At 62.3% G+C, this 26,016-nt stretch carries 23 protein-coding genes and 3 pseudogenes; 10 read left to right on the forward strand and 16 right to left on the reverse strand.

What is annotated here, in order from left to right; genetic code table 11:
* Positions 1–40: 40 nt before the first annotated feature.
* From IF103_RS17285 to IF103_RS17295, 3 genes are all read left to right on the forward strand, one after another.
* A complete protein-coding gene (locus tag IF103_RS17285) occupies positions 41–2,176 on the forward strand; it encodes a type I secretion system permease/ATPase (RefSeq protein WP_202676176.1) in 2,136 nt (711 codons plus the stop codon).
* A gap of 9 nt (positions 2,177–2,185) precedes the next feature.
* Positions 2,186–3,538 (forward strand): HlyD family type I secretion periplasmic adaptor subunit, encoded by a 1,353-nt coding sequence (locus IF103_RS17290; RefSeq protein ID WP_081669692.1) that lies wholly within the window; start codon positions 2,186–2,188, stop codon positions 3,536–3,538.
* Positions 3,539–4,086: 548 nt separating this feature from the next.
* Positions 4,087–4,380: a DUF3757 domain-containing protein gene (locus IF103_RS17295; protein WP_023381639.1), complete on the forward strand. Its 294-nt coding sequence runs from the start codon at positions 4,087–4,089 to the stop codon at positions 4,378–4,380.
* Positions 4,381–4,435: 55 nt separating this feature from the next.
* On the opposite strand, the gene IF103_RS17300 is transcribed toward IF103_RS17295, so the two are convergent.
* Complete coding sequence (locus tag IF103_RS17300; RefSeq protein ID WP_023381640.1) at positions 4,436–5,056, reverse strand: tRNA-uridine aminocarboxypropyltransferase; 621 nt, start codon at positions 5,054–5,056, stop codon at positions 4,436–4,438.
* Between the two features lie 140 nt (positions 5,057–5,196).
* Between IF103_RS17300 and IF103_RS17305 the strand changes: the two are divergent.
* Positions 5,197–5,610 (forward strand): annotated as a pseudogene (locus tag IF103_RS17305) (beta-barrel domain-containing protein); the annotation flags it as partial.
* Between the two features lie 52 nt (positions 5,611–5,662).
* Here the strand turns inward: IF103_RS17305 and IF103_RS17310 are convergent.
* The 8 genes and pseudogenes from IF103_RS17310 to IF103_RS17340 all read right to left on the reverse strand — a co-directional run bounded on the left by IF103_RS17310 (position 5,663) and on the right by IF103_RS17340 (position 13,092).
* A complete protein-coding gene (locus tag IF103_RS17310) occupies positions 5,663–6,394 on the reverse strand; it encodes a proteasome-type protease (RefSeq protein WP_023381642.1) in 732 nt (243 codons plus the stop codon).
* A complete protein-coding gene (locus tag IF103_RS17315) occupies positions 6,391–7,188 on the reverse strand; it encodes a transglutaminase family protein (RefSeq protein WP_023381643.1) in 798 nt (265 codons plus the stop codon). The genes IF103_RS17310 and IF103_RS17315 overlap by 4 nt, the downstream gene beginning before the upstream one ends.
* Positions 7,185–8,135, reverse strand: a complete 951-nt coding sequence (locus IF103_RS17320) for an alpha-E domain-containing protein (protein ID WP_023381644.1) — start codon at positions 8,133–8,135, stop codon at positions 7,185–7,187. Before IF103_RS17320 ends, IF103_RS17315 begins: the two co-directional genes overlap by 4 nt.
* A gap of 3 nt (positions 8,136–8,138) precedes the next feature.
* The gene (locus IF103_RS17325) at positions 8,139–9,548 is read right to left on the reverse strand and encodes a circularly permuted type 2 ATP-grasp protein (RefSeq protein ID WP_023381645.1); all 1,410 of its coding nucleotides are present in this window, start codon (positions 9,546–9,548) and stop codon (positions 8,139–8,141) included.
* A gap of 266 nt (positions 9,549–9,814) precedes the next feature.
* The gene (locus tag IF103_RS17330) at positions 9,815–10,417 is read right to left on the reverse strand and encodes a tRNA-uridine aminocarboxypropyltransferase (protein WP_023381646.1); all 603 of its coding nucleotides are present in this window, start codon (positions 10,415–10,417) and stop codon (positions 9,815–9,817) included.
* A gap of 76 nt (positions 10,418–10,493) precedes the next feature.
* A pseudogene (locus IF103_RS25445) lies at positions 10,494–11,468 on the reverse strand (methyl-accepting chemotaxis protein); the annotation flags it as partial.
* A 285-nt stretch (positions 11,469–11,753) separates the two neighbouring features.
* Positions 11,754–12,059: pseudogene (locus tag IF103_RS25450) on the reverse strand (PAS domain-containing protein); the annotation flags it as partial.
* Between the two features lie 139 nt (positions 12,060–12,198).
* Complete coding sequence (locus tag IF103_RS17340; protein ID WP_023381648.1) at positions 12,199–13,092, reverse strand: LysR family transcriptional regulator; 894 nt, start codon at positions 13,090–13,092, stop codon at positions 12,199–12,201.
* Positions 13,093–13,317: 225 nt separating this feature from the next.
* Here IF103_RS17340 and speB point away from each other — a divergent pair, with 225 nt between their 5' ends.
* On the forward strand, positions 13,318–14,268 hold the full coding sequence (speB, locus tag IF103_RS17345; RefSeq protein ID WP_023381649.1) for an agmatinase: 951 nt from the start codon (positions 13,318–13,320) through the stop codon (positions 14,266–14,268).
* A 178-nt stretch (positions 14,269–14,446) separates the two neighbouring features.
* Complete coding sequence (locus tag IF103_RS17350) at positions 14,447–15,826, forward strand: sodium:solute symporter family protein (protein ID WP_023381650.1); 1,380 nt, start codon at positions 14,447–14,449, stop codon at positions 15,824–15,826.
* 154 nt (positions 15,827–15,980) lie between these two features.
* Here IF103_RS17350 and IF103_RS25135 read toward each other — a convergent pair whose 3' ends face one another.
* Positions 15,981–16,109 carry a PA1414 family protein gene (locus tag IF103_RS25135; RefSeq protein WP_023381651.1) on the reverse strand — a complete coding sequence of 43 codons (129 nt, stop codon included), beginning with the start codon at positions 16,107–16,109 and terminating at the stop codon, positions 15,981–15,983.
* Between the two features lie 128 nt (positions 16,110–16,237).
* Positions 16,238–17,131 carry a putrescine utilization regulator PtrR gene (ptrR, locus tag IF103_RS17355; RefSeq protein ID WP_023381652.1) on the reverse strand — a complete coding sequence of 298 codons (894 nt, stop codon included), beginning with the start codon at positions 17,129–17,131 and terminating at the stop codon, positions 16,238–16,240.
* A gap of 106 nt (positions 17,132–17,237) precedes the next feature.
* Here ptrR and IF103_RS17360 point away from each other — a divergent pair, with 106 nt between their 5' ends.
* On the forward strand, positions 17,238–18,410 hold the full coding sequence (locus IF103_RS17360; RefSeq protein ID WP_023381653.1) for an MFS transporter: 1,173 nt from the start codon (positions 17,238–17,240) through the stop codon (positions 18,408–18,410).
* Between the two features lie 62 nt (positions 18,411–18,472).
* On the opposite strand, the gene IF103_RS17365 is transcribed toward IF103_RS17360, so the two are convergent.
* Entirely contained in the window at positions 18,473–19,399 is a 927-nt protein-coding gene (locus IF103_RS17365) for a DMT family transporter (protein ID WP_023381654.1), read from the reverse strand.
* 237 nt (positions 19,400–19,636) lie between these two features.
* On the opposite strand from IF103_RS17365, the gene IF103_RS17370 reads away from it, so the two are divergent.
* A complete protein-coding gene (locus IF103_RS17370; RefSeq protein WP_023381655.1) occupies positions 19,637–19,912 on the forward strand; it encodes a hypothetical protein in 276 nt (91 codons plus the stop codon).
* 129 nt (positions 19,913–20,041) lie between these two features.
* On the opposite strand, the gene IF103_RS17375 is transcribed toward IF103_RS17370, so the two are convergent.
* The gene (locus IF103_RS17375; RefSeq protein WP_023381656.1) at positions 20,042–21,364 is read right to left on the reverse strand and encodes a DEAD/DEAH box helicase; all 1,323 of its coding nucleotides are present in this window, start codon (positions 21,362–21,364) and stop codon (positions 20,042–20,044) included.
* A 145-nt stretch (positions 21,365–21,509) separates the two neighbouring features.
* Here IF103_RS17375 and IF103_RS17380 point away from each other — a divergent pair, with 145 nt between their 5' ends.
* Positions 21,510–22,811, forward strand: coding sequence for a mechanosensitive ion channel family protein (locus tag IF103_RS17380; RefSeq protein WP_027907443.1), 1,302 nt, complete (start codon positions 21,510–21,512; stop codon positions 22,809–22,811).
* 56 nt (positions 22,812–22,867) lie between these two features.
* On the opposite strand, the gene IF103_RS17385 is transcribed toward IF103_RS17380, so the two are convergent.
* The 3 genes from IF103_RS17385 to IF103_RS17395 all read right to left on the reverse strand — a co-directional run bounded on the left by IF103_RS17385 (position 22,868) and on the right by IF103_RS17395 (position 25,037).
* Entirely contained in the window at positions 22,868–23,734 is an 867-nt protein-coding gene (locus IF103_RS17385; RefSeq protein ID WP_023381691.1) for a carboxylate/amino acid/amine transporter, read from the reverse strand.
* Between the two features lie 278 nt (positions 23,735–24,012).
* Positions 24,013–24,612, reverse strand: coding sequence for an FMN-dependent NADH-azoreductase (locus IF103_RS17390; RefSeq protein ID WP_023381692.1), 600 nt, complete (start codon positions 24,610–24,612; stop codon positions 24,013–24,015).
* A 110-nt stretch (positions 24,613–24,722) separates the two neighbouring features.
* Positions 24,723–25,037, reverse strand: a complete 315-nt coding sequence (locus IF103_RS17395; RefSeq protein ID WP_023381693.1) for a hypothetical protein — start codon at positions 25,035–25,037, stop codon at positions 24,723–24,725.
* A gap of 48 nt (positions 25,038–25,085) precedes the next feature.
* On the opposite strand from IF103_RS17395, the gene IF103_RS17400 reads away from it, so the two are divergent.
* A complete protein-coding gene (locus IF103_RS17400; protein ID WP_023381694.1) occupies positions 25,086–26,009 on the forward strand; it encodes a LysR family transcriptional regulator in 924 nt (307 codons plus the stop codon).
* Positions 26,010–26,016: the final 7 nt, after the last annotated feature.

Here is a 26,016-nt window from a genome sequence, read left to right on the forward strand (position 1 = left end):
ACCCCATCCAACGTCGCGGGAGTAGTCCATCGTGACCAGTATGCAAAGCGCGCAGCCGCGCCCGGATGTCGATGACCCACTGCTCGATGGCCTGCTGATCCTGTGTCGCCTGCATGGTCGCCCGGCCAGCCGTGCCAGTCTGTGCAGCGGCTTGCCCCTGGCCCAGCAGCGCCTGGGCCCGGCACTGCTGCCACGAGCAGCCGCCAGGGCTGGCCTACAGGCGCGCGTCCTGCCCCGTGGCCTGGCTGACATTTCGCCCCTCAACCTACCGGTGTTGCTGTTGCTCAACGACGGCCGCAGCGCCGTGCTGCAGCGCTGGGGCGATGACGGCCGTGCGCTGATCCTGCCCTGCGAAGCCGAAGGCGGTGAGCAATGGGTCGAGCGTGAAACGCTGGACCAGGCCTACAGTGGCAACGCCCTTTTCGCTCGCCCCCGACACACCCTGGAAGACCTGCGCTCGCCCTTGCTACCCAGGGTCAACGCCTGGTTCCGCGACACACTGCGTCACTCACGCTGGCTGTATGGCGATGCCTTGTTGGCCAGCCTGCTGATCAACTTGCTCGGCTTGATGGTACCGCTGTTCGTCATGCAGACCTACGACCGCGTGGTGCCCAACCAGGCTGTATCGACTCTGTGGGTACTGGTCGCTGGCCTGTTCATTGGCACTGCGTTCGAGTTGGTGCTGCGCATGGTCCGCGCCCACTTGCTCGATCAAGCCGGCAAGAAAACCGACCTGATTCTGTCTGCGACTTTGTTCGAGCGCATCACCGGCATGGCGATGAAGGCCAAGCCCGCCACCATTGGCGGCTTCGCCCAAAGCATCCACGACTTTCAGGGGCTACGCGATTTTCTCACCGCCGTGACCCTGACCAGCATCATCGACCTGCCCTTCGTTGCCCTGATGCTTCTGGTGATAGGCCTGCTCGGCGGCTGGCTGGTGCTGATTCCCTTGATCGCCTTCCCCGTTGCGGTGGGCTTCGCCCTGCTGATCCAGGCTCGTCTGCGTGACACCGTACAAAAGAGCCTGAGCCTGGGCGCGGTGCGCCAAGCGCTGCTAATCGAAACCCTGGGTGGCCTGGAAACTCTCAAAGCCTGCGGCGCCGAAAGCGAACGCCAGTACCAGTGGGAACACACCAACGGCGCCATCGCCCGCCTCGATGCCCACGCCCGCAACCTCTCCTCCCTGGCCAGCAACGGCACCCTGTTCATCCAGCAGTTCTGCGGCATGGCCACCATCGTGGCCGGGGTCTACAGCATCTTCGCCGGCAACCTCAGTGTCGGCGCCCTGGTGGCCAGCTACATGCTCGGCAGCCGAGTGCTGGCACCGCTGGGGCAGATCGCCGGGCTGATCACCCGCTACCAGCAGGCTCAGCTCACCATGCGCAGCACCGACGCGCTGATGGCCCTGCCTCAGGAGCGCCAGGCCGAACAGCAAGCGCTGGAGCACACCACGCTCAAGGGTGGCCTGGCACTGAGCCACGTCAGCTTCCGCTACCCAGGGCAAACCCATGCCGCGCTGCATGACGTCAACCTCAGCCTCAGCCCTGGCGAGCGCATTGGCATCATCGGCCGCAGCGGCTCGGGCAAGAGCACCTTGGCACGCCTGTTGATGGGCTTTCATCACCCTGACGAAGGCCAGGTGCTGCTGGATAACCTCGACCTGCGCCAACTGGATATTGCCGACCTGCGTGGCCAGATCGGCTACGTGGCCCATGACCTGCCGCTGCTGGCCGGTTCCTTGCGCGATAACCTCACCCTCGGCGCACGTCACGTCAGCGATGCACGCATGCTCGAAGTGGCCGAACTGACCGGCGTCAGCGAGCTGGCCAGGCAACATCCCAGTGGCTTCGACCGCCCGGTGGGCGAACGAGGCCAGCTGCTGTCCGGTGGCCAGCGCCAGGCCGTGTTGCTGGCCAGGGCCCTGCTGCTGGAGCCCCCGATCCTGATTCTCGATGAACCCACCAGCCACATGGACAACAGCAGCGAGGAACAACTGCGCCAGCGCCTGATGGCCTGGGTGCCAGGCAAGACGGTACTGCTGGTGACCCACCGCACCTCGATGCTCAGCCTGGTGGACCGTCTACTGGTGCTGGACAACGGCAAGATCGTCGCCGACGGGCCAAAGGACGCGGTCATCGACGCCCTGCGCAAAGGCCGCATTGGCGCGGCAATGTAGGAGTTCACCATGCCTCTCATGCAAAGCGTGCGCAGCAACCAGGGCAACGACAAACGAGCCGAGCGCGACTATATGCCGGAGCTGGCCGGCGCCACTTTGCAGGACTCACCCCGCCTGTCGCGCCTGACCGTGTGGCTGGCCGCCGCACTGCTGCTGGTGGCGTTGGCCTGGGCCAGCCTGGCGGTGCTCGATGAAGTGACGGTAGGCGAAGGCAAGGCTATCCCGTCGAGCAAGGTACAGGTCGTGCAGAACCTGGAAGGCGGTATCGTCACCGAGATCTTCGTACGTGAAGGTCAAATGGTCGAGAAAGGCGCCACCCTGCTGCGCCTGGATGACACCCGTTTCAAGTCGAACAAAGGCGAGAGCGAAGCGGATCGGTATGCGTTGACCGCCCAGGTCGAGCGCCTCGCCGCCGAGTCCGAGGGGCGCCCCTTCGAGCTGTCGGATGAAGTGCGGGCCAAGGCTCCGCAAGTTGCCGAAGACGAAATCGCGCTGTATGAATCCCGCCAACGGCGCCTGGCCAGCGAAAAACAGACGCTCAACGAACAGCTGCGGCAAAAGACCCAGGAGCTCGCCGAATTCCGCTCGAAGGTCGAACAGTACCGCTCGGCCCTGGGCCTATTGCAGCAGGAGCTGAACATGTCGACACCGCTGGTGGGCACTGGGGCGATCTCGCCGGTGGAAATCCTGCGTCTGAAACAACGTACCGTCGAGGCGCGCGGCCAGCTCAATGCCACCAGCCTGGCCATTCCCCGGGCGGAGGCGGCGGTGGCGGAAATCAAGAGCAAGATCCAGGAGTCCGACGCCACCTTCCGCTCCGAAGCAGCCAAGGAGCTCAACGACAAACGCACTGAACTGTCGAAGATCACCGCCACCAGCATCGCCATCGACGACCGGGTCAACCGCACCACCGTGGTGTCGCCGGTGCGTGGTATCGTCAAGCTGCTCAAGGTCAACACCATTGGCGGCGTGGTGCAGCCGGGCAGTGACCTGGTGGAGATCGTGCCGATCGAGGACAACCTGCTGATCGAGGCCAGGGTGCGGCCGCAGGATGTGGCGTTCCTGCATCCGGGGCAGCCGGCGATGGTCAAGTTCAGTGCCTATGACTACACGATTTACGGTGGGTTGAAGGCCAAGCTCGAGCTGATCAGTGCCGACACGGTGACCGATGACAAGGGCAATGCGTTCTACCTGATCCAGGTGCGCACCGACAAAAATCACTTGGGTGGGGACAACAAACCGTTGCTGATCATCCCGGGGATGGTGGCCACGGTGGACATCATCACCGGCCAGAAAAGCGTGCTGGATTATCTGCTCAAGCCGGTGCTCAAGGCACGGACCGAGGCGCTACGCGAGCGGTGAAGGGTTTGGATTGCGTGATGTCGCCACATTTTCAGCGCCTGTGAGATCGAGCGCCGCCGGCGCGGCGCATCGCGGGCAAGCCCGCCCCTACCTTGATTGGTGTGAAACAACCGTAGGAGCGAGCCTTGCTCGCGATGCGTCGCGTAAGCGGCGCTTGATCCTACACCGGCCCCATATCGGCGAACAAAAAGAGCATCGCGAGCAAGGCTCCCACAGTCTGTTTCGGGCGAGTCTCTCCTGTGCCAGTTAGGCTGGCCGCCTTGATGCATGACTGAAGACTGATGAAAAGCGGTTGCGCCCACCTCAATATCGAAACGAGCAAACACGGCGGACAGTGGAGCCTCCACAGGAGTGATTGGCCCGGGAACCGCAAGCGGCAAGTCCTCTTCTATTAGCCACAAAACCTGTGGGAATTCGCCCTCTCCACTCCTGATAACGGCAGCCTTGCTGCCGTGTCGTGTTGCTGAAGGCCTAGCATTTTTGCCAGTAGAAACAAATGGCGAAGGATTACATCCTGAAGGCTCCAATTACCTGAAGGAGCAGATCACATGCGATTTTTTGCGATTGTAGGTATTGCAGGCGTTCTGGCTGTGGGGAACGCACTTGCGGCTACATGTCCGGAGCCATCCAGCATCAGCCAAAAAGCTGATACACAAGACGACATGGATGGGATCGCTTACAGCGCCACGAATGAGGATGGTCAATGGTCGGGTTTCACACCCAATGCAAAAGAATCGAAGGCCGATGAATTCAAACTGCTAAATCAGAAAGAGACCACGACCTCAATCATTTGCCGATACGAGAGCGACGACGAAGGCATCAGCTTGGCATTGAAAAAATGATGCCCTGAGGCCGTCAGCCAGAGGCACGACCGTCCTTGTCATGGGAAGTCGCATTTCATGATCGGGGCGGCGTGCTGCTTGAGCAACCATGATTTCGCTCGAATACATCAACACCCATCGCCTTGATCTGCCCTTCGATCAACGCCTCGAATGGTCGTAGCAGCTCATCGAAACTGGCTGGCTGCTCCAGCACGTTCAACGCCTGTGCCACTGCCTCGATGGTCGACACCGCGCCCGGCTCCGGTGCCTTGCGCAGGCGGTAGCGAGAGGGCGCGACCTCGGCCAGTGTCACCCTGGGCAGCGCCTCCAGCAACGGGTTCATGTACAGCAGCTTACGGGCCTTGCGCCAGGTGCCGTCGGGGACGATCAGCATGAATGGCCTATCGTCCGTTTCATCGTAGGCTGCCAGCGCTTGTGCCTGCTCGCCCGGGAACAGCAGCACGGGCCGATAGCCCGGTTTGGCCAACAGCTCGGCAAGATCGGCGAACACTTCCCCAACCCGCAGCTCGGCATTGACCAGGCCCAAGGCGGCCAGTCGCGCGGTGTTCAGCGCGTGGTCGGTTTCACTGGGATGCTGCAGCAGGGCCACGCGGGTGCGGCTGTCGAGGCTGGGAATCAGTGGGCAGAGGCAATGGTCAAGCGGGCGCTGGCAGCGTTCGCAGCGAGGTCTGGGCATGGTGTTCTCCGTTGGCGGAGTATTTTGCCATATGCCGATATGCTGGGCCCGCTTTGCCGGCGATGGGCTGCCAAGCAGCCCCAACGGCCTCAACGGTTAAACCGCTCCGCCAGACTATGCAGGTATTCGGCCATGCGTTCGAGGTCAACACCATTGGCGGCGTGGTGCAGCCGGGCAGTGACCTGGTGGAGATCGTGCCGGTCGAGGACAACCTGCTGATCGAGGCCAGGGTGCGGCCGCAGGATGTGGCGTTCCTGCATCCGGGGCAGCCGGCGATGGTCAAGTTCAGTGCCTATGACTACACGATTTACGGTGGGTTGAAGGCCAAGCTCGGGCTGATCAGTGCCGACACGGTGACCGATGACAAGGGCAATGCGTTCTACCTGATCCAGGTTCGTACCGAGCAGAATCACCTCGGCAGGGACAACAAACCGTTGCGGATCATCCCGGGGATGGTGGCCACGGTGGACATCATCACCGGCCGGAAAAGCGTGCTGGACTATCTCTTGAAGCCAGTGCTCAAGGCGCGGACAGAGGCGATGCGCGAGCGTTGAGTCGCCCGCAGGCCGGCTCCTACAGCGCTGCATGCAGGAACCGGCCCAGGCTCTACTGGACGTATGCCGCAGGCGGGTCCGGCAACGCTGCGAGCAAATCCCGCAAGCCATCGGACCATTGCGACCGGATACGCTGAAAGTAAGGGTCATGGGCCGTGATACGGTGGCATTTCACCTCATCCAGGCAGTCTTTGCGGTACACCAGCAGATCCAGCGGCATACCCACCGACAGGTTGCTGCGCATGGTCGAGTCGAACGAGATCAGGCCGCAGCGCAGTGCCTCGCCCAGCGGCGTGTGGTAGAGCAGGTTGCGATCGAGTATCGGCCTGCCGTACTTGCTCTCGCCCAGCTGCATGAACGGCGTGTCCTCCGTTGCCTGGATGAAGTTGCCTTGCGGATAGATGTTGTACACGCCCATGGGCTGGCCCAGGATCTGCCCCCCCACCAGGAACGAACAGCTCAGGTCCACCTTGCCAGACAGCTTGGTGCAGTCCCGGTTGATCACCTCTCGAATGGTGTCGGCCACCAGCGCCGTGGCGTCGTACAGCGTCGGTACGTTCAACAGATGCGCGCCCTCACTGTCACAACGCTGCCTGAGCAAACTCACCACCGACTGCGAGGTCGCAAGGTTGCCGGCCGTTTGCAGCACGATCAGGCGCTCACCCGGCACATTGAACACGAACAACTTCCGGAACGTGGAGATCTGGTCGATTCCGGCATTGGTCCGTGAGTCCGATATGAAGACCAACCCGTCCGCCAGGTGCATCGCAACGCAATAGGTCATTGCTGTTGTGCCTGTGGTAGCGAGCTGACCTGCACCCGCGCCAGCATCGACTCCGCCCCGCCGCCACGGCGCATGCCACGCACCGGGCAGGCATCGAGATAATCATGCCCCACCGCCAGCTTCAGGTGCCGTTCCGGCCTGGCCAGGCGGTTGGTGACATCGAAGCTGTACCAGCCATCGCCCAGCCAGGCTTCGGCCCAGGCGTGGCTTGCCAGGTGGCTTTCGTCCTCGGTGCACAGGTAGCCCGACACGTAGCGCGCAGGGATGCCCAGGCTACGCGCGCAGGCCAGGAACGCATGGGTATGGTCCTGACAGACGCCGGCGCGGTTGGCGAAGGCTTCCGCCGCCACCGTGTCCACCGCCGTTGCGCCAGGGGTGTAGGCAATGTGATCGGCCAACCCGTTCATCAGATCGATCAGCGCCGTCCGGTCGCGTCTGGCGCCACAGTGTCGAATGGCGAAGCCCCGCAGTGCATCGTCGATGGCGGTCAGTTTGCTCGAACGCAGAAATGGCAGCGCGGACTGCGTGTCGTGCTCCACTTCCAGCGTCTGGTCGATGTCCACGTCCCCATGGGCACTGAGCATCAGGGCGTCATGGGGTTCGTCGATGGTCAGCAAATGCAGGACATTGCCATAGGGATCCAGCTGGCTACCTACCGGACGTGGCAGATCCAGATGCCATTCCAGTATCTGCTGGCGTTCACTGCTCTTGGGTGTGAGGCGCAGCAACTGGATGCTCATGCACACGTCGTTGGAGTAGTGGTAGGTGGTGTCGTGGCGGATAGACAGTCTCATACTACCTCCAGGTAGGATTCGTGAACGTTCTGTCCCAAGTGATTGATCTGGCCGATGTAGTGGGTCAACCACTGATGCAGCCCAGACTCAAGGATCTCTTCGATACCAGTGAAGCGCAGACGGGCACTGAGTTCGGCTGCCAGACGTTGCGCCGGACGCCCGTTTTCACCCGGCAAACCGGCCAGCAACTGCGCCAGCTCCTCGACGCAGGCATGCAGCGAGCGTGGTACATCCGCGCGCAGCAATAGCATTTCGGAGACCTGCTCGGCCGCCGGTGCGCAGCGGTAGATTTCGTTGAACGCTTCAAAGGAGGACAGCGCGCGCAGCAAGGCGCTCCATTGGTAGTAGCCGCGTGCGGAGTTGTCGCTGACTTCTTCCGATTCCTCGCCGAACATTTCGTAGCGCGCGTCGAGCAAACGCAGGGTGTTGTCCGCCCGCTCCAGGAAGGTGCCCAGGCGGATGAACCCATAGGCCTCATTGCGCATGATGGTGCCAGCGGTGGCACCCCGGAACAGGTGCGACCGCTCCTTGACCCATTCGCAGAAGTGGTTGATACCGTAGCGTGCCAGGCCTTTGTTGGCGATGTTGCGCATCTCCAGCCAAGTGGCGTTGATGTTCTCCCACATGTCGGCGGTAATTCGCCCACGCACCGCGTGTGCATTGCTGCGCGCGGCCCGCAGACAGCAATAGATGCTGCCGGGGTTGGTCTCGTCCAGGGCGAAGAAATGCAGCATGTGCTCGACATTGAGCTCGCCGTAACGGCGGTTGTAGTCGTCCAGCGTGCCCGCTGCCAGCAATGACATCGCCAGCTCAGGCCGCCCATCGCTGCGCCCAGCCTGGGGCATCAGCGAAAGCGAATAGCTGACCTCGAGCATGCGCGCCAGGTTCTCCGCGCGCTCAAGGTAACGGGACATCCAATACAGGTCCGAGGCAGTCCTTGAAAGCATGATTCAGTCCTCCACAACCCAGGTGTCCTTGGTGCCGCCGCCCTGGGACGAGTTCACCACCAGCGAGCCTTCGCGCAAGGCCACCCGCGTCAATCCGCCTGGCACCAGGCGGGTTTCCTTGCCTGACAGCACGAACGGGCGCAAGTCGATGTGCCTTGGCGAGATGCCGTTTTCCACGAAGGTTGGGCAGGTCGACAGACACAGCGTCGGTTGGGCGATGTAAGCCTCCGGCCGGGCCTTGATCCTGGCACGGAACTCTTCGATCTCCGCTCTGCTCGCGGCCGGCCCGACCAACATGCCGTAACCGCCCGAGCCCTGGGTCTCCTTGACCACCAGTTCCGGCAGGTTGGCCAGCACATGGGACAGTTCGGCAGGCTTGCGGCACTGCCAGGTCGGCACATTCTTGAGAATCGGCTCCTCTGAAAGGTAAAAGCGGATCATGTCGTCGACGTAGGGGTAGATCGACTTGTCATCAGCCACCCCGGTACCCACCGCGTTGGCCAGCACCACATTGCCGGCACGGTAGGCCGTAACGAGCCCTGGCACGCCAAGCAGGGAGTCGGGATTGAAGGACAGCGGGTCGAGGTAGGCATCGTCGAGGCGTCGGTAGATGACATCGACCGCACGCGGACCAGAAGTCGTGCGCATGAAGACATGGTTGTCGCGCACGAACAGGTCAGCGCCTTCGACCAATTCCACACCCATTTCACGGGCCAGGAAAGCGTGTTCGAAGTAGGCGCTATTGAATCGACCGGGGGTCAGTACAACGGTTGTCGGGTTATCCAGCGGGCTCGAACTCTTCAGGGTATCGAGCAACAAGTTGGGATAATGGTCGATGGCTGCGACGCGTTGAGCAGCGAACAACTCGGGGAACAGACGCATCATCATCTTGCGGTCTTCGAGCATGTAGCTCACGCCGCTTGGGGTTCGCAAGTTATCTTCCAGTACGTAGTAACTGCCATCGCCATCACGCACCAGGTCGACGCCGGCGATGTGGGCATAAATACCGCGATGCAAATCCAGGCCTTGCATGGCCACCTGGTAACCATCGTTCGCCAGGACCTGCTCGGGTGGAATGATGCCCTCCTTGAGAATCCGTTGCCCGTGGTAGATATCGTCAAGGAACAGGTTCAGTGCCTGGACACGCTGGATACAACCGCGCTCCACGGTTCGCCATTCACTGGCCTTGATACTGCGAGGAATGATATCGAACGGAATCAACCGCTCGGTGCCTTGTTCATCCCCATACAACGTGAACGTAATGCCTGCGCGATGAAACAATAAGTCCGCTTCACGACGACGCTGATCGAGCAACTCCAAGGGGGTATTCGCCAGCCAACGCGCAAACTCTTGATAATGCGGACGACACTCACCGGCCGCATCATACATTTCATTGAAAAAGGCCCGAGGCATACGCAACTCCCCACACACTAAGTACAACTGTTATCCCTGCAGTCGTTACCTAGCAATAGCGATGCCGAAACAGGCGCCACCCCGCAAACCGTGGCCTCTCGCGGTGCAGGTTCACCTAGGTTGTCAAGGTAAACGCACTCAATAAGGGCTCGTTGTAGCGTATTGAATAAGGCGTGAACCAAAACAGGGAATACAGGCCTTGGAATGCAAGTAGTAAGTGGGCCGCTTATCGCCGGCAAGCCGGCGCCTTCAGGCGCGCTCCTGGCCTATTGGTCTTGACCATGGTTGCGCTGGAATGTCTCCCGGCCCATTGCAGCTATCTGCCCTTCGATCAGTGCCTCGAACGGTTGCAGCAACGGGTCGAAACACTCTGGTGCTTCCAGTGCATTCAACGCCTGCACCACCGCCTCGATGGTCGACAGCGCCCCAGGCTCCGGCGCCTTGCGCAACCGGTAGCGTGAAGGCGTCACCTGCCCCAGCGTCACACGCGGCAAGGCCTGCAGCAATGGGTTGAGGTAGAGCAGCTTGCGCGCCTTGCGCCAGGTACCGTCCGGAACGATCAGCAGCAGCGGCGTGTCCTGTGCATCGCCATAGGCGCTCAGCGCTTCGGCGCCATCCCCTGGAAACAGTATTACCGGCCGGTAACCGGGAGTGGCGAGCAAATCGGCCAGATCCTCGAACACCTCGCCGACCCGTAATTGGGCGTTCGCCAGCCCCAATGCGACAAATCGGGCTGTATTGAGGGCGTGGGTGGTTTCGCTCGCGTGCTGCAACACCAGGACGCGGGTGCGGCTGTCGAGATGAGGGATCAGTGAGCAAAGGCAATGGTCTTGCGGACGCAGGCAGCGTTCGCAGCGGGGTCTGGACATCGGGTTCTCCTGGCTGGCGCCAGTGTGCCATAGCCACCCGATAAAAGGCCCACATCCCTGTGGGAGAGTCGTGGGTTCAGCGGTTGAAACGCTCCGCCAGACTGTGCAGGTATTCGGCCATGCGTTCGAGGTCCTGGCTGATCTCGGCACCTTGCTTGGCCTGCCCGGCGCTCTGGTCACACAACTGGGCGATACGCACGATCTGCTGGTTGATGTCTTCGGCGACGTGGCTTTGCTGCTCCGACGCGGTTGCCATCTGCTGACTCATACCGGTGATGCGGCTGACCGCCTGGACAATCCCGGCCAACGCAGACTGCACCGCTTCGACGCTCTGCATACTGTCACGGGAAATTTGCTCGCCACGACTGGCGGTGCTCACCGCGCGTTCGGCGCCAGCTCGTAGCGACGCGATGATGTGGTGGATTTCATCCGTGGACGACCGCGTGCGTTGGGCCAGGGAGCGCACCTCATCGGCCACCACGGCGAACCCCCGGCCTTGCTCGCCAGCGCGGGCCGCCTCGATGGCCGCATTGAGCGCCAGCAGGTTGGTCTGCTCGGCGATCGAGGTGATGGTGTCCACCACGCTGCCGATGCTCTGGGTCTGCTCGGCGAGGGCATTGACGGCCTGGCCGATGTCGCTTACCGCAACGCTCATGCTGCCCATGGCCTTGAGGCTCTGCTGCGCCAGCTCGCTGCCCTGTTGGGCCAGCTGGTCGGCATCGCCGGCGGCATGGGCGGTGCTTTGCACGTTATGGGTGACCTCCTGGATGGTCGCGGCCATCTGCGCGATGGCCGTGGCCGACTGGTCGGTTTCGCTACGCTGGCGGTCGAGCATCTGCGCCTGGGCATCGGACAGGTCGGCGGACTGGGCCGCCCGTGACTTGACCCCGACCCCGGCATCCACCAGCCGGGTCAAGGCGGTCTGCAGGCGCGCCTCCTCGCTGATGATTGCCAGGTCCAGCTGCCCCTGCAGCCCTGGATTGTCACTGTAGGTCAACGCCACCAACGGGCTGGTAAAGGCCTTGGGATGCTCGTCCAGGGTGCGGCGTATGGCCAGGTTTTGTCGATGCTCGACCCAGTACCAGGCAACCAGCAGGCTGGCCATCAGAACACCTAATGCGGCGTAGGTGGGCAACCAGAGGTAACCGGCAGCCGAGAGCACGCCGGCTCCGATCAATGGCCAGCCATGCCCCAACCCATGCCCCAAACGCGCCGCCCACGACACGGGCGAACGGCCTGCGCGCAGTCGCGCATACAGCGCTTCGGCGCGGCGGATCTGCTCACGGGTAGGCACCGAGCGCACCGACTCATAACCACTGACCCGGCCATTTTCGTAAATCGCCGTGACATAGGCGCTGACCCAGTAGAAATCGCCGTTCTTGGCGCGGTTCTTGACCACGCCCATCCAGGGCTTGCCTTGCTTGATGGTGTCCCACATATGCCCGAAGACCGCAGGCGGCATGTCCGGGTGCCGCACCAAGTTGTGCGGTTGCCCGACCAGTTCATCGTAGGTGAACCCGCTGATGGCTACGAAGGCGTCGTTACAGTAGGTGATTCGGCTGTTTAGGTCCGTGGTGGAGATCAGGCGCTGTTCGCTGGGGAAAGTTCTTTCATGCTCAGTGACGGGCAAATTCATGCGCATCTTGGGCGATCCTTGCTTGTGTAGATGAAGGGGAAAATCATCAAAGCAAGTAGAGGTTTAACAGAGCGCCACCATGGTAGTGGCCAGGTTGTGCAGGAAAATGGCTCGTCCCGACGGAATGTCCGAAATGTCGTCTGACTCAGCCGACGATGAGCTGGCTCTTGAGCAGGTCACGGAACGTCTGGATCAAGGGTTCGCGGCTGCGACCGCGACGAATGATCAAGGAAAATGGCGCCTGATAGCCAAAGGTCGCCGGCGACAATACCCGCAGGTCGCCTTTGTCCACCCAGGCCTGGGCGTAATGTTCGGGCAGGTAACCGATGTAGGCGCCTGAGAGAATCAGAATCAGCTGCGCCTCCATGCTCTCTACCGTTGCCGCACTGTGCTTGAAGCCATGGCGGGCCAGCTCCGCCTGGCTCCAGTAGCCACGCCCGACCATGCGCTGCTGGGTCACCACCTGCTCGGGGATGCGCCGTTCGGCGAACAACGGATGTCGGCTGCTGCAGTACAGCCAGTGCTGCTCGCGGTACAGCGGCTGGTAGACCAAGCCGCTCATGCGCGACGAAAAGGCGCCAATGGCAAGGTCCAGGCGGTTGTCCTGCACCCCCAGTTGCAGCTCGTAAGGGCTGGAAACCGACAGGTGCAGGTGGACCGCCGGGTGCTCCTGGCTGTAGGCGCCGATCGCTTCGGCCAACGGCAGCGCCCGATCGCCGACGGTCGAGTCGATCACCCCCAGGTTGAGCGTGCCACGCAGTTCGCCCTTGAGGGCGGCGGCGTATTGCTCGAATCCATCCAGTTCGGCCAGCAGGCGCAATGTCTCCTGATGGAACAGCTCGCCCTTGCTGGTCAGGCTGAAACCGCCTCGCCCGCGGTGACACAGCACGATCCCCAACGCCCCTTCCAGTTGGCTCATGTAGGTGCTGATGGCTGATGTCGACAGGTTCAGCTCACGCTGGGCATTGGCGAAGCCCTGGTGGCGCACGACGCTCACGAAGATGCGCAGCAGTTTCAGGTCGGGCAGTGTCGAGGCCATGGTGCAACGGTTCCGCAGGAGAATTTTCGCGCAGTCTAACCGGTCTTGCGGCCATTAGTTCAGAAATTCCTGAAGTAAGTATTTGCCGGTAGCGATTCTTCCCGCGCACAGCCTTGAGCAGACTTGGCCGAAATGTCCCTGCCCGCCAGCAGAACCACACTATCGAGGCGCGCGGCGGCACAGGTTCGAACAAACAGAACAATCGACCGACTGATGAGGCCCACCGTGGACAAGATTCTCCACCAACCACTGGGCGGCAACGAAATGCCGCGTTTCGGCGGCATCGCCACCATGCTCCGTCTTCCCCACCTGCAAAGCGCCGAAGGCCTGGATGCCGCGTTCATCGGCGTACCGCTGGACATCGGCACCTCGCTGCGCTCCGGTACCCGTTTCGGCCCACGGCAGATCCGCGCCGAGTCGGTGATGATCCGCCCGTACAACATGGCCACCGGTGCCGCCCCGTTCGACTCGCTGTCGGTGGCCGACATCGGTGACGTAGCGATCAACACCTTCAACCTGCTTGACGCCGTGCGCATCATCGAAGAGGCCTACGACGAACTCCTCGAGCACAACATCATCCCGCTGACCCTGGGCGGCGACCACACCATCACCCTGCCGATCCTGCGCGCACTGCACAAGAAGCACGGCAAGATCGGCCTGGTGCACATCGATGCCCATGCTGACGTCAACGACCACATGTTCGGCGAGAAGATCGCCCACGGCACCACGTTCCGCCGTGCCGTGGAAGAAGGCCTGCTCGATTGCGACCGCGTGGTGCAGATCGGCCTGCGCGCCCAAGGCTACACCGCCGACGACTTCAACTGGAGCCGTCGCCAGGGCTTTCGCGTGGTGCAGGCCGAAGAGTGCTGGCACAAATCGCTGGAACCGCTCATGGCCGAGGTGCGTGAAAAGGTCGGCGGTGGCCCGGTGTACCTGTCGTTCGACATCGACGGTATCGACCCGGCCTGGGCGCCAGGTACCGGCACGCCGGAAATCGGCGGCTTGACCACCATCCAGGCGATGGAGATCATTCGCGGCTGCCACGGCCTCGACCTGATCGGCTGTGACCTCGTCGAAGTCTCCCCGCCTTACGACACCACCGGCAACACCTCGTTGCTCGGTGCCAACCTGCTGTTCGAAATGCTCTGCGTGCTGCCGGGCGTCGTGCGTCGCTGATCAACGCTGCACTGCTGGATCGTGGGAGCGGACAGCACGCGGCGATGGACTGATAGAACTGGCAGGAGCCATCTGGGAGGGCCATAGAGGCCCGCCAACACAAGACAAGACCGCCGGGCGCCGTGAACCCGCCCGCGTGGTCGATCTCGCCATAATAAAGATAATCGGGAGACCCCCAATGGCCTTGGACATCATCGTTGTACTGATCTATGCCGCCGGCATGCTCGGGTTGGGCTGGTACGGCATGCGCCGTGCAAAAACCCACGAAGACTACCTGGTGGCCGGGCGCAACCTCGGCCCGACCCTGTACATGGGCACCATGGCAACCACCGTTCTCGGCGGCGCCTCGACCGTAGGCACCGTACGCCTGGGTTATGTCCACGGTATCTCCGGTTTCTGGCTGTGTGCAGCCTTGGGCCTGGGCATCATCGCCCTGAACCTGTTCCTCGCCAAACCGCTGCTGCGCCTGAAGATCTTCACCGTGACCCAGGTTCTGGAGCGCCGCTACAACCCGATGGCGCGCCAGGCCAGCGCGGCGATCATGCTGGCCTACGCGCTGATGATCGGCGTCACCTCGACCCTGGCCATGGGCACCGTGTTGCAGGTGCTGCTCGACGTGCCGTTCTGGATGGCCCTGCTGTTCGGTGGTGGCGTGGTGGTGGTGTATTCGACCATCGGCGGCATGTGGTCGCTGACCCTGACCGACATCGTCCAGTTCGTGATCAAGACCGTAGGCCTGATGTTCATCCTGCTGCCAGTGTGCCTGTACAAGGCCGGTGGTTGGGACACTCTGGTAGCCAAGCTGCCGGCAGCCAGCTTCAGCTGGACCACCATCGGCTGGGACACCATCATCACCTACTTCCTGATTTACTTCTTCGGCATCCTGATCGGCCAGGACATCTGGCAGCGGGTGTTCACCGCCCGGGACGAGAAAGTCTGCCAGCGCGCCGGTACCACTGCTGGTGTCTACTGCGTGCTGTACGGCCTGGCCTGCGCGCTGATCGGCATGGCCGCCCATGTGCTGATGCCGGACCTGGCGAACCCGAACAACGCCTTCGCCGAAATGATCAAGAGCCAGTTGCCCGATGGCATTCGTGGCCTGCTGATGGCGGCTGCCCTGGCCGCGATGATGTCTACCGCCAGTGCCGGCCTGCTGGCTGCCTCGACCACCCTGACCGAGGACCTGCTGCCTAAACTGCGTGGTGGCAAGCAGTCGAGCCTGGGCGTCAACCGCCTGTTCACCCTGCTCACTGGCCTGGTGGTACTGGCTATCGCGCTGGCGGTGAACGATGTGATCAGCGCCCTGACCCTGGCCTACAACCTGCTGGTCGGCGGCATGCTGATCCCGCTGATCGGTGCCATCTTCTGGAAGCGTGCGACCACCGCAGGGGCCATCGCCAGCATGTCGCTGGGCTTTGCCACCGCACTGTTCTTCATGTTCAAGGATGGTCTGGATGCCAACACGCCGATCTACTACAGCCTGGCCGTCGGTCTGGTGAGCTTCGTGGTGGTGAGCCTGATGTCGCGCAAGTCGGTGGCGGCGGCAAAGCTGGCGTGAGCCTGTAACGCGGGTTGGCCGCGATCGCCGGAAAGCCGGTTCCTGCAAGGTTGGTGCTTGCAGGGACCGGCGACACGGCCACTACGAACACCACGCCCCCCCAGAATCAAAAAGGCCGCGGCATCGGCAAGTGATGCAGCGGCCTTTTTTTCATTCAGCGACGACGCGGTTGGCGCTTGCGTTGTTCTTCGTCGGTCGGGATCGGCACTGGCTGCAGCGGCGGAGGGAGCAAGCCCAAGGCGACAGCGAGGTCGTGGAGCCAGTTGTAAAGTCGGTCGTTCATAAATGCCCCCTTTTACGGGTCAGCCTCACGGCAATTTCAAATCTTGCGATGTTTCATACAGATCATAGTCCGATGTCCTGTATTACGCATGCCTCTGCCCTTACAGATAAGGGCCAGTTTGACCCGGATCAAGCCGAAATGCCGTATTCCGACGACTGGTTAATCGTTTCGCTTTGTTGCAAATCGATCCACGCCTCTAAATTCGCGCCGCGCATGCCCTGACGCCACATCAACCAGGTGACCGCCTCATCGAATGGCGCCTGCAAGCGGTGCACCCGCACACGGTCGCGCCCTGGCAGGCTGTCGAGCATCGAGCGGGCCATCATGGCCACCCCTGCCCCGGCAATTACGCATGCCAGCATGCTCTGGTACGACTCGATCTCCATCACGCGCCCCATCGGCGTGTGGGCATGGGCATACCACGCCTCCAGCCGCATGCGGTAGGAGCAGCCCTGGCGGAAGGTGAACACCGCCTTGCCAGCAACGTCCTTGGCGGTGTGCACCACGGGGTGCTCCGGGCTGGTGATCAGCACCAACTCTTCTTCGCACAGCGGTATACCGTCCAACCCGGCCAGGTTCAGTGGGCCGTCTACCAGCGCGGCGTCCAGGCGATGGCTAAGCAGTCCTTCGAACAACTCGCCACTGGGTGCAGCTCGTACCTGCAGGTTCACCGCCGGGTAGGCCTGGTGATAGCGGGCCAGCAGCGCCGGTAGATGGGTGGCCGCCGTGCTGTACATGGTCCCCAGCACGAAGTCGCCGGCCGGCTGCCCGCCCTGCACCGCCGACAGCGCTTCGTCATGCAACGCAGCCAGGCGGTTGGCGTAGTCCAGCAGCACCTTACCGGCGGGCGACAGTTGCAGGCGCTGGCGCTCGCGCAGGAACAGCTCCACACCCAGTTGCTCCTCGAGTTGCCGCAGGCGCGTGGACAGGTTCGAAGGCACTCGATGCAGACGCTCGGCGGCACGGGTCACCGATCCTTCCTCGGCCACAGCCTGGAAGATGCGCAATTGGCTGAACTCCATTGCATTCTCCAAAACAGAATAACTTCATCATCATTATTCAATTTTATTGAAAGTCAATCAGCCCTACCCTGCCATCCATCGCTTACATTCGCGCAGGAGTATCCTCATGTCGCCGCTCGTACAACTGCTGGCCAGTGCCGTGGCCCTGATGATGGCCATGGGCATTGGCCGCTTCGCCCTCACCCCGCAACTGCCGCAACTGATCGCCGAAGGCCAGTTCGACCTCACCGCCGCCGGGCTGGTTGCCGCCGCCAACTACCTGGGCTATTTCCTCGGCGCGGTGGATGCGATGTTCGCCCGCAAGCCTGCACAGGTTCGCCTGCGCCTGCACGGCGGGCTGTGGCTGTGCGTGCTGCTGACCTTGGCCTCATGGGCCGCCGATGGGTTCTGGAGCCACTTGGCATTGCGCTTTGGTACCGGCGTGGCCAGCGCCTGGGTGCTGGTGATGATCACCAGCCTCAGCCAACAGGTCGCCAATGCGCACGGGCAGCAACGGTACGGGGCTCTGGTGTTCGCAGGGCCAGGCCTGGGGATCGCCCTGACCGGTCTGCTGGCACTGGCTGCGCACCTGTCGGGACTCGGTTCGGCAGCGTTGTGGATGATCTATGCCGTGGCTGCGCTGATCATGTTGCTGGCCGCCCGGCCCTGGCTACCCCAGGCGCTGCAACCGGCGCTAGCGCCCGCGGTGCCTCAACCAGGAGCCAACCGCAGCGCTGGCATTGGCCGACTCGGCCTGGTCTATGCCTTGTATGGCATCGGATACATCCTCCCGGCCACCTTCTTGTCGCAAATGGCCAGCCAGCAGTTTCGCGGACACTGGATGGCCGACCTGTTCTGGCCAGCGTTCGGCCTGGCCGCGGCACTGGGGGTGCTGCTGGTGAGCTTGCGTCGCCCTGGGCGGACCTCGGCCTGGCTAACGGCCACGCTTTGGTTGCAGGGGTTCGGTGTGCTTGCATGCCTGCTGGGCGATGGAATCGGCCTGGCACTGGGCGTGGTGCTGTGCGGCACCCCGTTCCTGGCCTGCATGCAACTGGTGATGCAACGTTCCCGCGAGCTGGCGCCGCAAGCGACGCAGCGTAATGCCGGTCTGCTCACGGCGTGCTTCGCCTTGGGCCAGTTGAGCGGACCTCTGCTGGCAGCGGTCAGCAGCCACTACAGCGCCAGCCTGGCGCCAGCACTGGTGCTGGCAGCGACGGGGCTGGGCCTGGCGGGGGTACTGGTGCTGATGGAGGGCCGGCGTCTGCCATCCTGCCCGCCGAAGGCCCAGACAGCCTCCTAAGACCCGAGTCGGAATACCTCTAGGAGCCGGTTTGCCGGCGATGGAGCCCGTACCGCCAACCGCTACCCGACCCACTTGCGCAATTGCAGCTTCACCCACGGCTCGGCACTCACCAGGATCACGCCCAGCAAGACCATGACAGCCCCCAGTACAAAATTGGCACTCAATGGCTCACCCAGTAGCACCACCCCGAATGTCACCCCGAACAACGGGGTGATGAACGAGAACACCGCCAGGTTCGAGGCCAGGTACTTGCGCAGCAACCAGAACCAGGTGAGGTAACTGATGAACGACACGACGATCCCCTGGAACAGCACACTACCAAGTGCCAACGGGGTCCACGTCACTGCCGCGATTTGCCCACTGAGCAAGGCGATCAGCACCAACCCGACACAGCCGACTGCCAATTGATAGAACAACGTCAGGGTCGCGGGCGCCTCCGACAACCGAGAGCAGCGCACCACCACCGTGGTCGCGCCCCAAGCCAGTCCGGCCAGTACCCCCATGGCGTCGCCCAACAAGGTGCGTCCATCCATCTGCTCGAACGACATGCCACCGGCAAAGGCGGTGGCTATTCCGCCGAACGCCAACAGGATGCCCAGCCACTGCAACAACCGCAGCCGCTCGCTGGCCAACCTGAAATGCAGCCCCAACGCGGTAAATACCGGTGCGGTGTAGAGGAATACCGACATATGCGCCGCCGAAGTCAGCTTGAGCCCCTCGGCGATGAACAGGAACTCCAGGCCAAACAACCCACCCGCCACCGCGCCGGCTTTCCAGGTGCTTCCCAACTGCTCCCAGCCACCACGCCAGCAGACCAGTAAGCCAACCAGCACCGCGGCAATGAAGTTGCGCATGGCGGCCTGCATCACCGGGGCGATGTCGACCGCCGCCGTCTTGATCAGCACTTGCTGGCAGCCCCAGATGAGGCACAACCCCAGCATGACCTGGAAGGCGAAGGCGTCGGGATTCTTGCGGGTCGCGCTCATGGGCGCGATCCTGTTGCTGTGAAAGTCATGGATTCGAACTCGGCAGTGGACACGGAAGACCGATTATCGGATTTCAATGGTCGCTCATGCCACCCTTAAAACGACCTTGGGCTATCTGCATCAGTGGCGGTGCTCCACAGCCGAGGCAACCGTTTGCACACCCACCGGTCGTTGACGCTGAACTAAACGCCGCGCAGATACCTCCACCGGGCACCACCATCGCCGGAGGGAGAAAGGATGAAACCGCTGCTGCGCATCGTTTGTGCGACTGCCCTGTTCTGCAGCCTGCCCGCCTGGGCCTGCACACCGGAAGAAGCGACTCAGAAACGGGAGGAACTGGCCGGGCTGGTCAGCCGATTGACCGAACAGAACCCGCAAAAGGCCAAAGAGATCAATGACGAGCTACAGGGAATGGACCTGGGCACGGCGAGCAAGGACTTGCCCGATAAATGTCAGCTGATCGACAAGCGGATCAAGGAGCTCAAGGAGGCGCAGAACAAGGCTGAATCGTAACGGTCGGGGCCGGCAGAGCCGGCCTCATCGCGGGTAAACACGCTCCTACCGTAAACGCGCACTGATCAGGATCGTGGCAGTTCAGCATTGCGGCTGCCAACCACCCGCGAAGAGGTCAGTGCAGCCGCGTTACTCAGCCACAGGCTTGCGCTTTTTCAGCGGCGCCATGCCATCGCTGCTGGCCAGCGGTGCCTTGGCCTTCGGCTTGGCGGCCGGCTTGCGTTTGGCAGCGGCCTTCTTGTCGCCAGTCTTCTTCTCGACCTTTTTCTTCTTGGTACCAGCCGCCTTGCCCGATGCCTTGACCTTCTTCGGCCCGTTGTAGGTGCCTTTCACTTCCTTGATCACACGGCGCTCGAACTGCTGCTTGAGGTAGCGTTCGATGCTCGACATCAGGTTCCAGTCGTTGTGGGTGATCAGCGAGATCGCCAGGCCTTCGCCACCGGCACGGCCAGTGCGGCCCACGCGGTGAACGTACTCGTCACCACTGCGCGGCATGTCGAAGTTGATCACCAGGTCCAGGCCTTCGATGTCCAGGCCGCGGGCCGCCACATCGGTGGCAACCAAGACCTTGGAACTGCCCTGCTTGAAGCGCTCGATGGCCAGCTTGCGGTCTTTCTGGTCCTTCTCGCCGTGCAGGACGAAAGCCTTCACATCCTTGGCCACCAGGTGGCCGTAAATGCGGTCGGCCAGCGCACGGGTATTGGTGAAGATGATCGCCTTGTCGAAGGTCTCGTTGGCCAGCAACCACTGAACGATCTGCTCTTTGTGCTGGTCGTGGTCGGCGGTGATGATCTGTTGGCGAGTGCCCTCGGCCAGTTGCGAGACGCTGTTGAGCATCAGGTGCTCCGGGTCCTTGAGCACCTTGCCAATGACATCGCGCAGGGCCGCACCGCCAGTGGTGGCGGAGAACAGCAAGGTCTGCTCGCGGTTCTCGCACTCCTTGCACAGGCGCTCCATGTCCTCGGCAAAGCCCATGTCGAGCATGCGGTCGGCCTCGTCCAGCACCAATACCTGCACATGAGACAGGTCGAGGTTGCCGGCGTTGAGGTGTTCGAGCAGACGGCCCGGGGTGCCGACCAGCACGTCTGGCACCTTGCGCAGCAGCGCGGCCTGTTCCTTGAAGTCTTCGCCGCCTGTCACCAGGCCCGACTTGATGTAGGTGAACTGGGAGAACAGCTGCACTTGCTTGAGGGTCTGCTGGGCCAGTTCACGGGTCGGTAGCAGGATCAGCGAGCGGATCTCCACCCGAGGCGCACGCAGGTCGACCAGGCGGTTAAGCAGCGGCAGGACGAACGCGGCGGTCTTGCCGCTGCCGGTCTGTGCGGTAACACGCAGGTCGCGCCCTTGCAGGGCCAGGGGGATGGCCGCAGCCTGCACCGGAGTTGGCTCGACAAATTTAAGCTCGGCCACGGCTTTAAGCAGGCGTTCGTGCAGGGCGAATTGGGAGAACACGGAGGTAACCTCAGGCAAGTGCGGGGAAATTCAGTTGCATAGGGTAACGTTTTCTGCCGTTTTAGCCGAATTTCTTTTGGCATCAGGGCGGTCATGCGCGTTCTAATGGCCCTTCGTTTTGCAATAAAGACCTGCTTGTACGCTTATGGATATTCAACAAATCTGGCGCGATACCCTCGATCTGTGGGGCACCCTCGATCAACACCCCATGCTCCACGCCGCCCTCGGCCTGGTGGTGTTGCTGATCGCTTCCCTGGTGGTTGGTCGCCTGGCCCGCTTCTTCGTGCTGCACGCCACACGCCTGCTGGCGCGCCAGAGTGCCCTCAGATGGTTCGATGACCTGCGCCACAACAAGGTGTTCCAGCGCCTGGCCCAGACCACCCCCTCGCTGGTGATCCAGTTCGGCCTGAAACTGGTACCGGAACTGTCCGACACCGCCCAGCACTTCCTCGGCAACGTCGCCCTGGCCTTCACCCTGCTGTTCATGACCTTGGCGCTGTCGTGCCTGCTCGATGCGCTGCTGGACATCTATGCCCGCACCGAACACGCTCGCACCCGCTCGATCAAAGGCTACGTGCAACTGGCCAAGATGATGCTATGGATCTTCTCCGTGATCATCATCGTCGCCACCCTGATCGACCGCTCGCCACTGTTGTTGCTTTCCGGCCTGGGCGCCATGTCGGCGGTTCTGCTGCTGGTGTACAAGGACACCCTGCTGTCGTTCGTCGCCAGCGTGCAACTGACCAGCAACGACATGCTGCACGTGGGCGACTGGATCGAAATGCCCCAGGTCGGCGCTGATGGTGACGTGGTGGACATTACCTTGCATACGGTCAAGGTGCAGAACTTCGACAAGACGATCGTCTCGATTCCCACCTGGCGCCTGATGAGCGAATCGTTTCGCAACTACCGGGGTATGCAGCAATCCGGTGGACGGCGCATCAAGCGCAGCCTGTTCATCGACGCCGCCGGCGTGCGCTTTCTGACACGCGAGGAAGAACAGCGCCTGACCCAGGTACGCCTGCTCGGTGACTACCTGGCTGGAAAACGCCAGGAACTGCAAACCTGGAACGAGGCTTTGGGGCCGGTGGCTGAGCTGTCGGCCAATCGACGCAAGCTGACCAATATCGGTACCTTCCGCGCCTTTGCCCTGGCCTACCTGAAGAATCACCCCAACGTGCACCAGGGCATGACCTGCATGGTCCGTCAGATGCAGACCACTGCCGAAGGCGTGCCGCTGGAGATCTACTGCTTCACCACCACTACGGTGTGGGCCGAGTACGAGCGGATCCAGGGGGACATCTTCGACTACCTCCTGGCCGTGCTGCCGGAGTTCGGCCTGAGCCTTTATCAGCAGCCCAGTGGCACTGACATGCGGGTAGGGCTGGCGGCTCGGAGCCACCTGGCGCCGGCAGTGCACGGCCTGAGAGAAATGAGCGACGCCTGAAACCGTGGGGGCGGCTTTGGGCAAACCCAAGCCGCCCCCACCCGTTCACCGCCTCTTCAGGGATGAACCGCCTTGCGGAGCCCGCCCAGGCGAGTCATCCATACCGAGGCCAGGATGATCGCGCCGCCGATGAACAGCCTTCCCAGCGGCTCGTGCTGGTTCCAGATCAGCAAGTTGAGCAGCAGCCCCACCGGCACATGCAGGTTGTTCATCACCGCCAGCGTCGCCCCGGAAACCAGGCACGCGCCCTTGTTCCACCAGTACAGGCCCAAGGCGGTCGGACACAGGCCGAGGAACAGCAACACCAACCACTGCACGTCGGTGCTAGGCAGGTGCTGGGCATTTCCGAACAAGAGGAACGCGGGCAGCACCACGATCAGCGCGCCCAGGTAGAAATAGCCGAAACGCTTGTAATGCGGCAGGTCGCTAGGGTGTCGAGCAACCAGGTGACGGTACAGCACCTGGCCGGTGGCATAGGTGAAGTTGGCCAATTGCAGCAGCAGGAAGCCGATGAAGAACTCGCCGCTGATGGTGTCGAAGCGGATCACTGCGGCACCGGCCACCGCGACCAGGGCAGCAAACAGCGCCCAGGGGTTGAAGCGGCGGTTCAGGGCATCTTCGATCAATGTCACATGCAGGGGTGTGAGGATGGTGAACAGCAGCACTTCTGGGACGGTGAGCACGCGAAAGCTCAGGTACAGGCAGACGTAGGTGATGCCGTACTGCAGCGCGCCGATCAGCAGCATCGAGCGGATGAAGCGCGGCTCGACCTGGCGCCAGCGGGTCAGCGGCAGGAACACCAGCCCCGCCAGCACGACCCTTGCCAGCACGGCAAAGTAGCTGTCGACGTGTCCGGCCAGGTACTCGCCGATCAAGCTGAAGGAAAACGCCTGGATCAGCGCGACGATTATCAGGTAGCCCATGGTTGCCTCTCGTGGATCAAGGCGGCGACCTTAGCGGGTTGCAGCCGGTGAGTTCAACCATGAGGAATGTGAGGAAGGTGCCTGGCCCAGGTCTTGAGGGGGGCGCGTCAATCGGCCTATCGCGAGTAAGGCTCACGCCTACGATCCGAAACTGAGGGGGCTCGATCTGACGAACGACGATAATGTCATGACGGGCGCAAAAAAAACCCGGCCATCGAGGCCGGGCAGGTACACCCAAAGGAGCAACAAAGGTGTCAGGGTTGGGAATGCGCTACGACTCAGGCCACCGAGGCCAGCTTGGCCTTGGCCTGGTTGATGCCCTTCTCGTGGAAGTCACCGCTCATGTTCAGGCCTTCGGCATGGATGAAGGTCACGTCATGGATGCCGATGAAGGCCATCACCTGGCGCAGGTAAGGTTCCTGATGGTCGCTGAGGGCACCGGCATGGATGCCGCCACGGGCAGTCAGGACGATGGCGCGCTTGCCAGCCAGCAGGCCTTGCGGGCCGGTCGGGGTGTATTTGAAGGTGATACCGGCGCGCAGCACATGGTCCAACCAGGCCTTGAGGGTGCTGGGGATGGTGAAGTTGTACATCGGCGCGGCCATCACCAGCACGTCAGCGGCCAGCAACTCATCGGTCAGTTCGTTGGAACGGGCCAGAGCTTCCAGTTCAGCGGCGCTGCGTTGCTCCTCGGGCTTCATCCAGCCACCCAACAGGTTGGCATCCAGGTGCGGCACCGGGGTCACGGCCAGGTCGCGTACGGTGATCTCATCGGCGGGGTGCGCAGCCTGCCATTGCTGAATGAAGTCGCGGGTCAGTTGACGGGAAACGGAATCCTGCTGGCGGGCGCTGCTTTCGATGATCAGTACGCGGGACATGGGGTGCCTCCATCGGCAAAAAGGGTTGCGATTCGATGGAGGGAAGATTAAGGCTTGACCTATCGATAAAAAAGCGTAAAAAGTGGGTGCAATCTATCGAACAATCAGTTTTATTGAGCGTTGCAGTCCAAGGTGATGCGCAGTTTGATGATCTCCCGGTTGAACTTGGCGGTGACATCCACGCTTTTACCTGCCGGAACGTTCACCCGGCGCACCCGTGGCGCTTCCGGGCCATTGCGAAACATCACCTTGCACGCCGCCGGTACCTGCCCATAGTTGTTCAGGGTAATGGCACCGATGTCATAGGCCGTGTCGTAGGCGGTGTAGTCGAGTTTGACCCCCGTCAGTTCCTTCTCCACGTCGATGGGATAAGCCATGGCCCCGAGGGGCAGGCACATCAGTAAAGCCGCACAACATTTCTTCATGGGGCGCTCTCCTTGAAAGAGCGCAGCTTAGGACAACAGGAGCCAAAGATGAAAGCGCCGCGCGTGACCCTGGATCAGTGGCGAACCCTGCAGGCAGTGGTCGATCACGGCGGGTTCGCCCAGGCTGCCGAGGCCCTGCACCGCTCGCAGTCGTCGGTGAGCTATACCGTGGCACGCATGCAGGAACAATTGGGCGTGCCCCTGCTGCGCATTGATGGACGCAAGGCGGTGTTGACCGAAGCGGGCAATGTGCTGCTGCGCCGTTCCCGCCACCTGGTGAAGCAGGCCAGCCAGCTCGAAGACCTGGCGCACCACATGGAACAAGGCTGGGAGGCCGAGGTGCGCGTGGTGGTCGATGCCGCCTACCCCAGCGCTCGTCTGGTGCGTGCCCTGGCCGCCTTCATGCCGCAGAGCCGCGGTTGCCGGGTGCGCCTGCGCGAGGAAGTGCTGTCCGGTGTCGAGGAAGTCATGCATGAAGGCATTGCCGACCTCGCCATCAGCAGCTACAGCATCGGTGGTTACCTGGGCAGCGAGCTCAGCGCGGTGGAGTTCATCGCAGTCGCCCACCCCGAGCACAGCCTGCATCGTCTGGGACGGGAAATCACCTTCCAGGACCTGGAAAGCCAGTTGCAGGTGGTGATCCGCGACTCCGGGCGCGCCCAGCCGCGCGATGTCGGCTGGCTGGGCGCCGAGCAGCGCTGGACCGTCGGCAGCCTGGGCACCGCCGCGACCTTCGTCAGCAGCGGCCTGGGCTTCGCCTGGCTACCACGGCACATGATCGAACGGGAGCTGCGTGAGGGCGTGCTCAAGCCGTTGCCACTGGATCAGGGTGGCAGCCGCCATCCACTGTTCTACCTTTATTCGAGCAAAGAGAAGACCCTGGGCCCGGCTACGCAGATCCTCATCGAATTGCTGCGCAACTTCGATACCGCGCCACTGGACGTGCCCTTCGCAGCCCCCCCACAAGCCTGAGAGGACC

Origin of the sequence: Pseudomonas sp. SK2 (assembly GCF_016772395.1) — a bacterium.
Classification (GTDB): Bacteria; Pseudomonadota; Gammaproteobacteria; order Pseudomonadales; family Pseudomonadaceae; genus Aquipseudomonas; species Aquipseudomonas taiwanensis.